At 65.9% G+C, this 15975-nt stretch carries 9 protein-coding genes; 1 reads left to right on the top strand and 8 read right to left on the bottom strand.

The window, feature by feature from the left end; translation table 11 throughout:
* Positions 1-11: 11 nt before the first annotated feature.
* Complete coding sequence (locus tag O0J15_RS08900) at positions 12-1469, bottom strand: DUF2235 domain-containing protein (protein ID WP_134730181.1); 1458 nt, start codon at positions 1467-1469, stop codon at positions 12-14.
* 225 nt (positions 1470-1694) lie between these two features.
* On the opposite strand from O0J15_RS08900, the gene O0J15_RS08895 reads away from it, so the two are divergent.
* On the top strand, positions 1695-2948 hold the full coding sequence (locus tag O0J15_RS08895) for a M12 family metallo-peptidase (RefSeq protein WP_019659545.1): 1254 nt from the start codon (positions 1695-1697) through the stop codon (positions 2946-2948).
* A gap of 87 nt (positions 2949-3035) precedes the next feature.
* Here the strand turns inward: O0J15_RS08895 and lpxH are convergent, their stop codons facing one another.
* The 7 genes from lpxH to ppk1 all read right to left on the bottom strand — a co-directional run bounded on the left by lpxH (position 3036) and on the right by ppk1 (position 15975).
* Positions 3036-3782, bottom strand: a complete 747-nt coding sequence (gene lpxH / locus O0J15_RS08890; RefSeq protein WP_308305504.1) for a UDP-2,3-diacylglucosamine diphosphatase — start codon at positions 3780-3782, stop codon at positions 3036-3038.
* 65 nt (positions 3783-3847) lie between these two features.
* Positions 3848-4387 (bottom strand): phosphatase PAP2 family protein, encoded by a 540-nt coding sequence (locus tag O0J15_RS08885; RefSeq protein WP_010483928.1) that lies wholly within the window; start codon positions 4385-4387, stop codon positions 3848-3850.
* Complete coding sequence (locus tag O0J15_RS08880) at positions 4368-5513, bottom strand: glycosyltransferase family 1 protein (RefSeq protein WP_308305503.1); 1146 nt, start codon at positions 5511-5513, stop codon at positions 4368-4370. The genes O0J15_RS08885 and O0J15_RS08880 overlap by 20 nt, the downstream gene beginning before the upstream one ends.
* 143 nt (positions 5514-5656) lie before the next feature.
* Complete coding sequence (locus O0J15_RS08875; protein ID WP_227844982.1) at positions 5657-8581, bottom strand: TonB-dependent receptor; 2925 nt, start codon at positions 8579-8581, stop codon at positions 5657-5659.
* 336 nt (positions 8582-8917) lie between these two features.
* The gene (locus O0J15_RS08870) at positions 8918-11887 is read right to left on the bottom strand and encodes a TonB-dependent receptor (RefSeq protein WP_021202983.1); all 2970 of its coding nucleotides are present in this window, start codon (positions 11885-11887) and stop codon (positions 8918-8920) included.
* Between the two features lie 303 nt (positions 11888-12190).
* Positions 12191-13717, bottom strand: a complete 1527-nt coding sequence (gene ppx, locus O0J15_RS08865) for an exopolyphosphatase (protein WP_019659539.1) — start codon at positions 13715-13717, stop codon at positions 12191-12193.
* Positions 13718-13887: 170 nt separating this feature from the next.
* Positions 13888-15975: a polyphosphate kinase 1 gene (ppk1, locus tag O0J15_RS08860; RefSeq protein WP_019659538.1), complete on the bottom strand. Its 2088-nt coding sequence runs from the start codon at positions 15973-15975 to the stop codon at positions 13888-13890.

The following is a 15975-nucleotide window of genomic DNA, read 5'->3' as shown; positions in this document are numbered from 1 at the left end:
GTCCCCTTTTCTTATGCGTTCGGCAACACCACGCGCTTGCCATCCACGGTTGGCCGGTTGATATAGAACAAGCCAGGGCCTGGTCGATACGGCAGTTCGCTGACGCCGGCATCGGCGGCGTAGGTCAGTGCGGTGTCGCCCAGCGCATCGAAGTTCCAGTGCGCCGACTGCATCAGGTAGCGCCGACGCAGCAGCGCCTCCTGTGTCGCCGTCAGTGGCTGTCCGGCCACCAGGCGCCGTGCGATAGGCCGCAGGACGGACGGCAGTTCCCAGCCGGGAACCTCGGCGGCATTTGCAGTCCATTGCACGCCGGCATCGATGGCCTGCTGCTGCATCACCTGCAGTGCGATCAGCTGGTAACGCCAGTCGATGGGCCGGCGCAGTACCACAGCGGCGGTCACATACAGCACCGGTGACAACAGCACGCTGCGGCTGCCGGCGCGTCGCTGCTGCTGCCACTGGTGCCAGACATCCACCCAGATTTCCTTCTCGTCCACGCCCAGCTGCTGTCGCCAGCGTTCGGCATCGGCCTGTGTTTCAGCATAGGCCGTGGTGGCCTGCAGCATCGCCAGTGGAGGAATCTGGTAGTCGGCAACCGCGGGGCGGCGCAGCAACTGCCGGCGCGGGCGACTGAGCAGCTTGGGCCCTTCGTCGAGCTGGTTGTAGCCGCCACCGATGTTGGCGTGCACGCCGGGCAGGGCAATCTCGGTGAACGGCGGCGCCACGCTGGTCAGTGCATAGTGCTGGCGATGTTCATCACGCGCGGTGAGCTGCACGACGTGGCGTGCGATGCCACTGCGCAGCGCCAGTTGCGGCTGTTCCTCGGCGCGGCCGCCATTGACCGCGACAACGGTGTCGAACAGCCCGATGAAGCGCAGCACCGGCGTGGACGGGGGGAAGTTCGCAGTGCAGGACAGGCCGGCGGCCTGTAGCAGCTGGCGCCAGCGCACGCCGTCCCAGCCCTGAAGTTGGTTGGCGATGTCACGTGCGGCAGCAGCGCCGCGTGAATAACCGAACAGGTCCAGCTGCACGCCATGCAGCGGTCGCTGCCAGCGTGCGGATAGTCCCGACAGTGCGGCCGGAAGCAGCACCTGCAGCGCGCGCTGCACTTTCGCGCGCACACCACTGGCGCCGATGCCGAACGCCAGTCCGATCAGGTCGTCGTCGGCATCGTCGCGGGTGCCCACGCCTTCCACGTAGATCGACAGCGAAGGTGTGGCCATCGCATCGCGGCGGCTGTCCGGATACAGCTGCTGCAGGCGTGCGATGTTGGTCAGGCCGTTGTCGTAGCTGCTGGTCAGCCGGCTCTGGTAGGTCGAATCGTCATCCGCACGCAGCTGCGCCGGACGTGGCTGCGGAACCCGGGGGCGACCGCGTGCCAGGTTGTGTGCGTTGTTGCGGGTGCCATCGAAGAACAGGCCTATCCGCAGCAAGCCGACATCTTCGTCCGTGTCCTGCGATGGAGCCATGTGTATGTCCCGTCGTGGCTACGTCACGGTAGCGCGAAAGCGGTGTATTGGCGAAGTGTAGTGACGCTTTTGACCTTAATTAACGTAGATGCGGTGGATCACAGTTCCTGATTTTCATCTTCGTCTTCTATTGAATTCACACGGCCCACGCAGGCCATATGGCCAAACCCGGCAAACCCGGGCGTGCTGCATCAACGCTGTTCACATCATTCAAGGAGCGACGCAATGTTGTCCAGATCGATTGGCAAAGCGGCAGGTGGCTTGGTATTGGGTTTGTCGGTGGCAGCGGCCGCGCAGGCGGCACCGTTGTTCGAGCCAGTGACGGTCATCAGCCGTGCATCGGCAAACAGTGAGCCCGCGCTGGGCAAGCTGCTGGCCACCCCGTCCACCGCGACGGTACAGGAAGTGCGTGTCGATGCAGCTGCCACCGCGCAGCCGCAGCTCGAGTTCGAACTGCTCGGCCGGCGCGTGCAGGCGGTGCGCAGCAAGGTGGAGGCGCTGCCCGATGGCGGCAGCATCTGGTACGGCCAGTTCCGCTCCCCTTCGGACAAGCTGACCGCTGCCACGTCCAATGGCCAGGACGATCCGGGCAATTCGCTGATCCTGGTGCGCTCGGGCGACACCATCACTGGGTCGATCCGCAAGGACGGCAAGCTCTATCGCCTGCGCCCGCTGGGCAACCGCCACGTGCTGGTGGAAGTGGACGAATCGCGGATGCCGGCCGACCATCCGGCCGACTACAACCAGCTGCCGAAAATCCCGATGGGCGCCAACGATCGCATCGGTACCGCACAGGCGTCGTCCGGCACCCCGGCCACCATCCGCGTGCTGGTGGTGGCGACCAATGCGGCCGTGGCGGCCTATGGCGGCAACATGCAGTCGCTGGTGCAGCTGGCCGTGGCCGAGTCCAACCAGGGGTATGTCAACAGCAACGTGGGCATCACCATGCAGCTGGCCCGCTACGAGACCACCAACTACACCGAATCGGGCAGCTTCGATACTGATCTGGCCCGCTTCCGTGGCACCAGCGACGGCTACATGGACAGCATCCACACCAGCCGGAACACCTACACGGCGGACGTGGGCGTGCTGCTGATCAACAACAGTGCGTACTGTGGCCTGGCCTCGGGCATAGGCTCGACGGCTTCCACCGCCTTCGCGGCGGTGTACTGGGATTGCGCGACAGGCTATTACTCGTTCGCGCACGAGATCGGCCACCTGCAGAGTGCACGGCATGATATCGCCACCGACCCGAGCACCTCGCCGTACGCCTATGGCCATGGTTATCGCTATGAGCCGTCCAGCGGCACCGGCTGGCGCACGATCATGGCCTACAACTGCACACGCAGCTGCCCGCGCCTGAACTACTGGTCCAACCCGAACATCAGCTACAACGGCATCCCGATGGGCAACGCCAGTACCGCCGACAACCAGCGCGTGCTGGTCAATACCAAGGCCACCATCGCGGGCTTCCGCTGAGGCCAGGCGCCGGCCAGGGGCGGTGTCTGCCCGGGTGCGTGCACCTGCCCGGGTAGATGCCAACCCTGGTTGGCACCCTGCGATCCATCATTCGCGCGCGAGCGTATCCAGCGACCAGCCGCCGGCATCCACGCGCAGCACCGATCCCTGTTCGTACCAGTCGCCCAGTACGATGCGGGTGCGGGTGCGTCCACCGGCCTGCAGCGTGTGCACCGCCGGGCGATGGGTGTGGCCATGGATCATCGTATCCACGCCGTGGCGCACGAAGGTGGCATCGACTTCGGCCGGGGCCACGTCGGTGACGGTCTCGAACTGTGCGCGGTCACCCTGCTTCATTTCCGCCTGGCGTGCCTGGCTGGCATCACGCGCCTGCTGCGCGAAGGCGATGCGCGCGGCCAGCGGCTGCGACAGGAACTGCGCCTGGAATGCCGGGTCGCGCGTCTGCGCGCGGAACTGCTGGTAGGGAATGTCGTCGGTGCACAACAGGTCGCCGTGCTGCAGCAGCACCGGGCGGCCGTACAGTTCGATCACGCAGGGGTCGGGCAGGATGCGCAGGCCGGCGCGGCGGGCATAGTCCTCGCCGAGCAGGAAATCGCGGTTGCCGCGGATGAAGTACACCGGCACGCCGCTGTCGAAGAGTGCCTTCAGTTCGTCGGCCACCGCATCGGCGGCGGGTGAGGGCGTGTCGTCGCCGATCCAGGCCTCGAACAGGTCGCCCAGGATGTACAGCGCATCGGCGCCGGGCGCCTGGTCGCGCAGGAAGCGCAGGAACAGGTCGGTGATCTCCGGACGGCTGGGGTCCAGATGCAGGTCGGAAATGAACAGCGTGGTCATGCCTGCATTCTAGGCCATCAACGATGACGGTAGCGCCGGGCCACGCGCGGCCGGTGCAGCGGCCATCACACCGGCAGAGGCAGCCAGGCCAGGCTGGCCGAGGCCAACAGGATGGCGATGCCGGTGGCGGCCAGTACATCGGACGGGTAGTGCAGGCCCAGTACCACCCGCGACAGCGCGACGCCGAAGGTGAAGGGAACCAGCAGCGGTGCCAGCCACGGGTAGTAGGCCAGCGCGACGATGGTGAACGACACCGCGTGCAGGGTGTGCCCGGAAGGGAAGCTGAACTCGTCCAGCGGCGCCACCCAGGCGCGGATGCGCAGATCGGCCGCATACGGGCGAGGGCGTCGGGTCCAGCGCTTGAGGCCCTTGTAGAGCAGCAGTGCGGCCAGCCCGGTGGCGGCCATGTGCACCGATGCACGCAGTCCGTCGAAGCCGTCCAGCAGCACCAGTGCGCCCATCAGCACGTACCAGAACACGCCATCGCCGAGCCGGCTGATGACCGAGAACAGCCGGCGCACACGGCGACGCCGGCAGTAGTGGTTGGCCCGGCGGCACAGCCGTGCTTCGCGGCCGGCCAGCAGCTCAAGCGGCGTAGTGCGCATGGCCGCTCCTCCGCGACTGGGCCAGCTCGGCCAGCAGCGCATCGAATTCGGCAACCACCTGTTGTGGATGCAGGCGCTTCATCGCACGCGCGGCGCTGCTGCCCAACTCGCGGCGCCGTGCATCATCGGCGGCCAGCTGCACGGCTGCCTCGATGAACTGCTCATCGTTTTCCACGGCCGCGCCGTTCTCGCCGTCACGCAGGTATTCGCGAGCCGCGCCATAGTCGAAAGCGACGGTGGCCAGGCCGCTGGCCATGCTTTCCAGGGTCACGTTGCCAAAGGTCTCGCTGCGGCTGGGGAACAGGAACAGATCGCCGCTGGCGAAATGCCGGGCCAGCGCATCGCCGCGCTGGATGCCGCAGAAGATGAAATCCGGGTTTTCATGTGCCAGTTTTTCGCGGGCTGGGCCATCGCCCACCCATACGAAGCGGGCTTTGGGCCGGATCTGCTGCAGGCGTCGGAAGGCTCTCACCGCCAGGCCAAGGTTCTTTTCCGCGGCGATGCGGCCGACGTAGATCGCGACCAGGCCATTGCCGTCCACGCCCCATTCCTCGCGCAGCGCCGGGTCGCGCCGGCCGGGATCGAACTGCTGGCTGTCGACCGCGCGCGCCAGCAGGCGCACGCGGTCGAAGCCCTGTTCAACAAGGAACTGCTGCAGTTCGCGGGTGGGCACCAGGGTTGCATCGGCCTGATTGTGGAACCGGCGCATCCAGCGCATCGCCGCGGCCTGCAGCCAGGCCACGCCGTAGTCGGGCAGGTACTCGTCGAAGCGGGTGTGGAAACCACTGGCGACCGGAATGCCAAGGCGGCGCGCGGTGCGCAGCGCCGACCAGCCCAGCGGGCCTTCGGTGGCGATGTAGACCGCATCGGGACGCTGCTGCTGCCAGTGGCGGTTGAGCCGGATCGGTGCAGGCAGGCCGAAGCGCAGGCCGGGGTAGCGCGGCAATGCGGCACCCGGAACCAGCAGCGTGCCTGGCGCCGAGTCCAGCGCTTCGCTGGTCTGGCGTGGCCGGATCAGGTCGATGTCATGGCCGGAAGTGCGCAGTCCCTGCTCCAGGCCCTGCACGGTGAGGGCAACGCCGTTCACTTCCGGCGGGTAGGTCTCGGTGACGATGGCATAGCGCATGGCGGGCCTCCGGGTTTCCGGCATGCTCGGGCCTGGCGATGTAGCGGATATGACCGCTTTGCGACCACGGGATGACGGCCGTCCGGTTGCCGTGGAGCCACGGCCCCGAAGGGCCGTGGCGGTGCTGCAGCAAGCGCGGTGGATCAGAAGCGCTGCTGGTATTTCATGTAGATGAAACGACCAATGTCGAAGCCACCGTAGTAGGAGAAATTGGCGCTCGGCTGGCTGTACATGACCGGACCCTGGCGGCCGAACACATTGTTGGCACCGATCGAGACGGTCGCATCCCATGGCAGGTTGTAGCGTGCCTGCACGTCGTGGAAGGTGACCGATCCGCGACGGTTGTAGTCACGGCTGCCGCTGAACCATGGTGCGCGCTGGTCGGGGTGCGAACACTCGTTCGGATACTCATCAACGCCCAGGCAGCGCTCCTTGACCGCAGAGAAGTAGCGCAGGCCCCAGGTCAGGCCGAGGTTGCCGCGTTCCCAGCCCAGCGATGCGTTGGAGCGCACGCGGAAGCCGATGCCACCGTCGGTGGCGATGCCATTGCTGGGAATCGGCGGTACATCCGCCTCGTTGGTGGTCCGTTGCTCCGCAGCGACCACATAGGTGGTCTTCCAGTCGGCGCTCAACGTGCCCCAGGAGGTTTCGATCTTGTGGCCGATCTCCAGGTCATAGCCTTCGGCCTGGCGGAAACCGCTGTTGCGGCTGCCATAGCTGAGCGTGTTGACGATGCCCAGCTCCGGGTCGCGGGTAAAGCTGCCGCAGCGCTCGGCGATGCCCAGTTCGTAGCAGTCGCGGAGGATGTCGTTGGGGTGGTCGGCGACAATGGTGTTGTCGATGCGGATCTTCCACCAGTCCAGCGCGATGTTCAGCCCTTCGGCAAACGTCGGGCTCCACACCAGGCCCAGGGTGCGGCTGGTAGAGGTTTCCGGCTTCAGGTCGGGATTGGAACCGTTGGTGAAGGGCAGCGGTGTCTGCCCGCTGCTGCCGGTGATCGGCTCATTGCCCTGGCCGAGCTGGCGGTAGCTGTCTGCATTGGCGATGTCGGCGGCGCAGCGTGCACGCACCTCCGGGCTGCTGGCGGCCGCGCCATACACCGTATCGCAGGGGTCACGGAAGCCGGTGGTGAAGGTCTGCGAACCCCCACCGTACAGATTCGCGATGGTCGGTGCACGGAAGCCCTGCGCCCAGGTGCCACGGACCAGCAGCTGGTCGATCGGCTTCCACGACACGCCGAACTTGCTGTTGAGGGTTCCGCCGAAGGTGGTGTAGTCCGAGTAGCGCGTTGCCGCGTCGAGGGTCAGCTGGCGTGCACCGGGGAGGTCGTGCAGCAACGGCACGCTCAGCTCCAGGTAGGCCTCGTCGACGCGGTAACCCCCTCCAGTGGGGCCCGCCGCCAGGTTGGTGGTGGCACCGGTCTGGGCCAGCGCGTCGGGAATGAAGCGCCCCTCCTCGCGGCGGCTCTCCACGCCCAGGGCGAAGCCCAGTTCCCCCGCAGGCAGCGTGGCAAGGCCTCCACTGAGGCTGGCGAACAGGTTGCGGGTGGTGTTTCTGCCACGGGTGATTTCCTCGGGGAACAGCCAGTCCTGCAGTTCGCTGTTGCCGGTCAGGCCGTAAGGGTCATCCTGGCCATACGGCACCAGCGGATTCCAGGGCTTGCAGCCGGCAATCGGTGCCTCCGGTGTACCGCATTCCACCTTGCCGGTGGCCGGGTTGTAGAACGAAGGGCCGGTGGAATCGGCGACGCGCTGCTTGTGCAGGTTGCCGGTGGCACGCTGCTCCAGTTCGCTGCGGTTGTACTGGTAGCCGGCTTCCCAATCGAACTCGCGACCGACGAACTGGAAGCTGCCTTCAAACGCGGCCACACCCTGCCAGGTGGTCAGTTCGCTGATGCTGACCCGCGGAATCTCCCAGGTGCGGCGGTTCCAGTGCACGTCGCTTGGGTGTTCATAGCCGTGGTGGCTGCCGAACGGGTTGAACCAGCTGTCGGCGGACATCGGCGTGATGCCGGCCGCAGCGGACTGGAACGGATAGCCGGCGACCTGGCGCGTGGTGGTACGCCGGTTGTAGGCCAGCTGCGTACTGAAGCGGACCTGGTCGTTCATATCCATGCGTGCGTCGACAAAGAGCGAATCGCGCTTGATCGGTGTCTGCACGTGCATCTGCTCGTTGCTGTTGCTGACATCACCGGTGAACGGTGTGTTGTCACTGAGGTGGAAACTGTCCGGCCCGCCCGGCTGGCTGCCGCGGTCGAGGGAATAGCTGCAGCCACGGCTGCTGCTGCAGCCCGGGCCCTTGAAGCCGACGATGCGCCCCCACTGGCCGACCGTGGTCCAGCCATCGTCCGGATGACGATCGGTGTAGCTGTAGGCGCTGAAGCCGCGGTCCTTGGCCCATACGCCCTTCTCTTCGACATGCTCGGCGGCGACGCTGATCGAGGCGCGGTCGTTCGACCAGCCGGCAACCACGTCGTACTGGGTGCGCGCACCGTCACCTTCGCTGAACTGCCCGTGGTAGACGTTGGCCGCCACGCCCTGGACGTTGCGCCGGGTGATGATGTTGACCACGCCGGCCATCGCGTCGGAACCGTAGATGGCCGAAGCGCCGTCCTTCAGCACTTCCATGCGCTCCACGGCAGCGGCGGGAATGCTGGAAATGTCCTGGTAACCCGAAGTGGTCATGCCCAGGCGCTTGCCGTTGACCAGCACCAGCGTGCGCTGCGCCCCCAGCCCGCGCATGTCCACGTAGCTGCCGCCGGAGGCTTCGCCACTGCTGAGCGGGCTGGCGCGGCTGAGCGCGGGGCTGCCGGTCGCGGTCAGGTTCTGCAGGATGTCCGCGACGGAATTGAAGCCCTGCCGCTCGATGTCGGCGCGGCTGATGGTCAGCACCGGCTGTGCGGTTTCCAGGTCGACCTGGCGGATGCGCGAACCGGTGATCTCGATACGGTCCAGCGTGGTGGCTTCCGGTGCATGCTGGGCGAATGCGGGGGCGGCCAGTGCGGTGGTGGCCGTCATCGTCAGTGCACGACGGATCGCCAACCCCAGTTCGGGAATACGGATGGTCATGGGTCTCTCTCTCGGTCTTCGAAGTCTTCGGAACACAGCCAAGCGGGGCTGCGTCAATGCCACCGCGGTGGTGGACGTTCGAACCTAGTGAAGACGGGCGTGGAGACGTATGGGCAAGCGACGAAAGTCGTGCAGACAGGTGTGACGTTTCTGCACAAAGCGGAAGCAGATCAATCGATTGCTCCGGCCTGCGGCGTTACGGCGGAGGCGAGGCAGCGGACCGGGTCCCTGATGGAACGCAGCACGGGCAATGTGGAAAGCGACAGTCTGCGCAGAATCAGAAAGAACCACGGCCCCGAAGGGCCGTGGTCGACAAGCGTCAGCAACGCGGGTGGATCAGAAGCGCTGCTGGTACTTCATGTACATGAAACGACCGATGTCGTAGCCACCGTAGTAGGAGAACGACGAGTTCGGCTTGCTGTACATCACCGGCGCTTCCTTGCCGAACACATTGTTCGCGCCCACCGACACGGTTGCATCCCACGGCAGGTTGTAGCGGAACTGCACGTCGTGGAAGGTCACCGCGCCGCGCTCGTTGTAGGCGGTCGGCGACTTCAGCCACGGGGCCAGGAAGGTCGGATCGGAGCATTCGTCGGCATACCGCGAGGCGTTGAGGCAGCGCTCCTTCACGCCGGAGTAGTAGCGTGCGGTCCAGCTGACGCCGAAGTCACCCACATCCCAGCCCAGCACCAGGTTGGAGCGCACGCGGAACGCAAGGCTGGTAGCGGTGCCGATGGTGTTGGCCACGCCGTTGATCGGCGTGATCGCATCACGGACATCATTGGTGGAGCGGTAGACGTTCTTGCTCACATAGGTGCTGGTCCAGCCTGCGCTCAGCTTGCCGTAGCCGGTGTCGACGCGGTAGCTGACATCCAGGTCGTAACCTTCGGTCTCGGCGAAGCCGGCGTTGCGGTTGCCGAACTTCAGGCCGGTGACGATGCCGTTGGACGGGTCGCGGGTGAAGCGGCTGCAGCGCGATTCGATGCCCTGCTCATAGCAGTCCTTCAGGATCTGGTTCGGGCTGTCACCGACGATGGTGTTGTCGATGCGGATCTTCCACCAGTCCAGCGCCACGTTGAAGTTGCTGAGGAAGGTCGGGCTCCACACCAGGCCCAGCGTTTTGCTGGTCGAGGTCTCCGGAACCAGCAGCGGGTTGGAGCCGGACACGAACGGCGTCGGGGTGGCATCCTGCGCCGTGGTTACCGGCGTGTTGCCCTGCTTCAGCTGGCGGAAGTTGGCTGCATCGGCGATGTCACGTGCGCACCGTGCGCGGACTTCGGCACTGCCTTTGGCCGAGCCGAACACGGTGTCGCACGGGTCGCTGAACTGCGCGAAGGTTTCCGAACCACCACCGTACAGATCGTTGATGGTCGGTGCGCGGAAGCCCTCGGCCCAGGTACCACGGACCAGCAGCTGGTCGATCGGCTTCCACTTGAAGCCGAACTTGCTGTTGAGCGTGTTGCCGAAGGTGTTGTACTTGGAATAGCGGGTAGCGGCATTGAAGCTCAGCTCGCGTGCGCCGGGCAGGTCGGCCAGCACCGGCACGTTGAGTTCCAGGTAGGCTTCCTTCACGTTGTAGCTGCCACCGGTCGGGCCAGCGGCCAGGTTGGTGGTGGCACCGGTCTGGGCGAGAGCGTCGGGGGTGTAGCGGCCATCTTCCTTTCGGCTTTCCACACCGAAGGCGAAGCCCAGGTCGCCGGCCGGCAGGGTCAGGATGCTGCCGGACAGATTGGCGAACGCGTTCTTGGTGGTGGTCCGGCCGGTGGTGTGCTCCGCCGGGAACAGCCAGGCCATCAGCTCTTCATTGCCGGTCAGTCCGTTCGGATCGTTTCTGCCGTAGGGCACCAGCGGGTTCCACGGCGTGCAGCCGCTGATCACCGCGCCCGGACGGCCACACATCACCTTGCCGGTGGCCGGATCCAGGAACGACGGGCCCACGGCGTCACGCACGCGCTTCTTGTGCAGGTTGCCGGTGGCGGTGGCGGTCAGCTCGTTGCGGTTGTACTGGTAGCCCACGTCCCAGTCGAAGTAGCGCTGGCCGATCTCGAAGCTGCCATCCAGCGACACTACCGCACGGTAGGTCTTCAGTTCGCTGGTGCTCACGCGCGGGATTTCCCAGGTGCGGCGGTTCCAGGCCACGTCGGTTGGCCTGGCATAGCCGTGCTGGGTGCCGAACGGGTTGAAGTAGCTGTCCTTGGACATCAGGCCGGTGGCGGTCGGGTCACCGGAGATGGACACCGAGCTGGACTGCAGCGGGTAGCCTGCAATCTGGCGCTCGGCCGAACGCTTGTTGTAGCCGAATTCGGTGCGCAGGTTGACCTGGTCGGTGATCTTGAAGCGACCGTCGAAGTACACCGAATCACGCTTGAGCGGATACATGACGTGCATCTGTTCGTTGGCGTTGCTGACGTCGCCGGTGAACGGGGTTGCGTCGGTCAGGTGGTAGTTGGCCGGGTTGGTCGGGTCAGCGCCGCGGTTGAGCGAGTAGCCACACCCCTGGGTGGCGTTGGTGCAGCCCGGGCCGCCCTTCAGGCCGGTAACCTGGCCCCACTGGCTCAGCGTGGTCCAGTTGGAGGCGTCGTTCGGGTGGCGGTCGCTCACGCCGTACTTGCTGAACCAGCGGTCCTTTGCCCAGACGCTCTTTTCTTCGGAGTGCTCCAGTGCCAGGGTCAGCGACACGCGATCATTGCTCCAGCCGCCGACCACATCGAAGCGGTCACGGGCACCGTCGCCTTCGCTGTACTGGCCGTGGTAGACATTGGCGGTCACGCCGTTGACGTTGGAGCGGGTAATGATGTTGATCACGCCCGCCATCGCGTCGGAACCGTAGATGGCCGAGGCGCCGTCCTTCAGCACTTCAATGCGCTCCACCGCAGACACCGGCAGCGAGGACACGTCCTGGTAGCCGGAGGTGCTGATGCCCAGACGCTTGCCATTGACCAGCACCAGGGTGCGCTGCGCGCCCAGGTTGCGCATGTCGATATAGGTGCCGCCGGTGTTTTCGCCAGCGCTCAGCGCGTTGGCACGGCTGATCGCCGGGCTGCCCATCGCGGTGACGTTCTGCAGGATGTCGGCCACCGAGCTGAAGCCCTGGCGCTCGATGTCCAGCCGGCTCAGTGCCAGGACCGGCTGTGCGGTCTCCACGTCCACCTGGCGGATGCGCGAGCCAGTGATCTCGATGCGATCCAGGGTGGTCGGCGCGGCAGTGCTGCCACTCTGGGCGAACGCAGGCAGCGCGGCCAGCGTCGCAGTGGTTGCCAGGGCGTAGCGGATGGCCTGCCCCAGGGGGGTGGTGCGTGAAGTCATGACGAGCTCTCTCTCTCTCAGGTCGTGCAGGGACGCCAAAAGGGGCGTCGAAGAAATCGGTCGCCGATAAGCGGACCGATGACCCGATAGTAGTCTCGTTGGTTAAGTCTCTGTAAAGAGGATATGTCGGTTTGTACCAGCTTTCTTCATCAGATTTCACGAAAGCTCAACAAAAGCAGTCGCTTAGCGGTCACGCTGAATGCGCTTGCTCGACATGATCTGCTGCATCGCAGCAGATCTATGCGGGGCACGTGCGCGAACTGTAACGGTGTGTGACCTACTCCCCTCGTGGGGGCGCGGCGCTCAGGCCACGAACGGCCGGAACTGGATGCCCAGCCCGGCGATGCCATCGGTCTCGCCGATCAGGTCCGCGCGCAGCAGCGGCCGGGCATCGATGAAGGCCTGCGGCACGATCAGCGACAGGCGGTTGTCGTCGGCGGTCAGTTCCAGTGCCGGCAGCGGATCGTCCTCATGGGCACGGTTGAGCAGCACCGCCAGGCGCAGCAGGGCGGCCAGCCGGCGTGCGGTCAGCAGCAGGCGCTCGGGCAGGGCGTCGAAGGCGGTCTTGGTTACGCTGCGGCGGTGGCTGCGCACCAGCGCGGCCAGCATCTGCTGCTCCTGGCGCGAGAAGCCGGCGATATCCGAGTGCTCCAGCACATAGCTGCCGTGCACGTGGTAGCCGCTGTGCGCGATCATCAGGCCCAGCTCGTGCAGGCGCGCGGCCCAGCCGAGCATGCGCGCATCGTCGGCATCGAGCCTCCAGCGATCCTGCACCTGTTCCAGCAGCGACAGCGCGGTCTCCTGCACCCGCTCGGCCTGCACGGTATCGATGCCGTAGCGCTGGCTGAGTGCGGCCACCGATTCATCACGCAGGTCGTTCTCGCCGGCGCGGCCGACGATGTCATACAGGATGCCTTCGCGCATCGCGGCCTTGCTCACCAGCAGTTTCTGCAGGCCCAGCGCTTGGAACGCGGCTTCCAGTACCAGGATCCCGCCGGCGATGATCGGGCGGCGGTCGCTGGACAACCCGGGCAGCTGGATGTCGTCGATCTTCTTCGCCTTCAGCAGTTCATCGCGCAGCTGCGGCAGGGCCTCGGCGGTGATCGCGCCCTTGCTCAGCTTCATCGTTGCGCAGATCTCGCTGATCGCCTTGTGCGTGCCTGAAGAACCCAAGGCTTCCTGCCAGCCCAGCGCACGGTACTTGCTGGCGAAGGGCTGGAACTCACGGCCGATCTCGGCCAGCGCATCCTTCCAGCGCTTCTTGCTCAGCTTGCCGCCAGGGAAGAAACGCCGTGTGCTGGCGATGCAGCCGGCCTGCAGGCTTTCGCGCTCCAGGGTCTGCATGCCCATGCCGATGATGAATTCCGTGGAGCCGCCGCCGATATCGATCACCAGCCGGCGCTGGCCGGGCTTGGGTGGTTGCGCATGGGCCACGCCCAGGTAGATCAGGCGCGCTTCTTCGCGACCGCTGACCACTTCGATGGCATGCCCGAGCGCGGTTTCGGCGGGAACCAGGAACGACTGCGGCGAGCGCAGCTGGCGCACGGTGTTGGTGGCCAGCGCACGCACCCGGTGCGGCGGCACATTGCGGATGCGCTGGCCGAAGCGGGCCAGGCATTCCAGTGCACGTTGGCGTGCAGCGGAAGAGAGACCACCCTTGCCATCCAGGCCATCGGCCATGCGCACCGTCTCGCGCAGGCGGTCGATCACCCGCAGCTGACCGAGCGTGTAGCGCGCGATGACCATGTGGAAACTGTTGGAGCCAAGGTCGATGGCGGCCAGCAGGTCGCCATCCTGCAATGCGGGCGGAGTCGTGGTGGTATGCGGCATGGACGAATGTTAGCCGAAGGGGCGGTGTGCTCGTCACCGCGCGGCCTTCACATTTTGGAAGGAGGCGTGCAGCACGATGGCAAGGGGTCAGATCCCGCTGTGGGTGGGTGCCGACCGTTCGTCGGCACTGATCGAATCCCGACCAGCGGTCGGGATCCACCGGGGCAGGACTACAGCCCCTGCATCAATGCCATCTGCGCGGAATGCGGCGCTTCGTCGTGCGCCGGCGCGCGCTTGTGGTAGATGCCGTCGGCATCCAGTTCCCAGGCGTTGAGATTGTCGTCCAGGTAGTTCTGCAGCACTTCGCGATAGACCCGCTTGGCCAGCTCCGGGTCGAGGATCGGGAAGCAGGTCTCGACCCGGCGCAGCAGGTTGCGCTCCAGCCAGTCGGCGCTGGCGCAGTACATTTCCGGAGCGCCGTCGTTGCCGAACCAGTAGACGCGGCTGTGTTCCAGGAAGCGGCCGACGATCGAGCGCACGCGGATGTTGTCCGAGATGCCCGGCACACCCGGGCGCAGGGTGCAGGCGCCGCGGATGATCAGGTCGATCTGCACGCCGGCCTGCGAGGCCGCGTACAGGGCGCGCACCACCTGCGGTTCGTTCAACGCGTTCATCTTGGCGATGATCCGCGCCGGGCGGCCGGCGGCGGCGATGCGCGTCTCGCGCTCGATGCGGCCGAGGATGCCGGTATGCAGAGTGAAGGGCGACTGCAGCAGGCGCTTGAGCTTCATCTTCGAGGCGAGGCCGGACAGCTGCTGGAACAGCAGGTGCACGTCGTTGCCGATGTCCGGGTCAGCCGTGATCAGGCTGATGTCGGTGTACGCGCGGGCGGTACCGCTGTGGTAGTTGCCGGTGCCCAGGTGTACATAGCGGCGCAGTTTGCGGCCTTCGCGGCGCACGATCAGCAGCATCTTGGCGTGGGTCTTGTAGCCGACCACGCCGTACACCACCTGCACGCCGGCCTCCTGCAGGCGATCGGCCAGGCCCAGGTTGGCTTCCTCGTCGAAGCGCGCGCGCAGTTCAACCACCACGGTCACGTCCTTGCCGTTGCGCGCGGCCTGGATCAGTGCATCGACGATCAGCGAATCCTTGCCGGTGCGGTACAGGGTCTGCTTGATCGCCAGCACGTTCGGATCGATCGCCGCCTGCCGGATCAGGTCCAGCACCGCGGTGAAGGCATCGAACGGATGGTGCAGCAGCAGGTCCTGGCGTGTCACTGTCTCGAAGATGCCGTCGCTGTCGCGCAGGGTGCGCGGGGTCATCGGCGGGTACTTCAGGTCCGGCTGCGCGATCAGGTCGTACAGTTGGATGATGCGGTTGAGGTTGACCGGGCCATCAATGCGGTAGACCGCGTTCTCGGTCAGGCCGAAATTCTGCAGCAGGGTGCGCACGATCTCACGCGGCATGTCGTGGGCGATCTCCAGGCGCACCGCCGGCCGGTAGCCGCGGTCCACCAGCTCGTCGCGCAGCGCCAGCGCCAGGTTTTCCACTTCCTCCTCATCCACCACCAGCTCGGAGTTGCGGGTAACGCGGAACTGGTAGGCGCCCTGGACTTCCATGCCCGGGAACAGCTCATCGACGAAGGTGGACAGCACCGACGACAGGAACACGAAATTCTGTGATCCGCCCAGCTTTTCCGGCAGCTGGATGATGCGCGGCAGTGAGCGCGGCGCACGCACGATGGCCAGGTGGCCGGCGCGGCCGAACGCGTCGGTGCCTTTGAGCACCACCACGATATTCAGCGACTTGTTGAGGATCTTCGGGAACGGATGCACCGGGTCCAGGCCCAGCGGCGACAGCACCGGCATGATCTCGTTGCGGAAATAGGCGCGCAGCCAGCGCCTCTGTCGATCGGTCCAGGAATGGCGGCCGAGCACGCCGATGCCGGCGTCCATCAGCGCCGGGCGGAGCGTCTCGTTCCAGCAGCGGTACTGCTGGTCCACCAGTTCGGCGGCGCGGTCATGAATGGCGCTGAGGATGGCCTGCGGGCTCATCCCGTCCGGTGCCGGCGGCAGGCCGAATTCCTGCGCGTGGCGCACGGCGGCGGCGCGGATCTCGAAGAACTCGTCGAGGTTGGTGCAGGAGATGCACATGAAGCGCAGGCGCTCCAGCAGCGGCACCTGCGGGTCCATCGCCTGGGCCAGCACGCGGAAGTTGAAATCCAGCTGCGACAGCTCACGGTTGATGTACAGCGCCGGGTCGCGCAACGGATCGTTGTCCGGGCTCACGGGGAGGGGGAGGGATCCGAGGCTGCTCAT

It is taken from the genome of Stenotrophomonas sp. Sm10, assembly GCF_030985515.1.
GTDB classification, from domain to species: Bacteria; Pseudomonadota; Gammaproteobacteria; order Xanthomonadales; family Xanthomonadaceae; genus Stenotrophomonas; species Stenotrophomonas hibiscicola.
The sequence above is the reverse complement of the archived record's forward strand: the minus strand, read 5'-3'. Positions and strand labels throughout refer to the sequence as shown.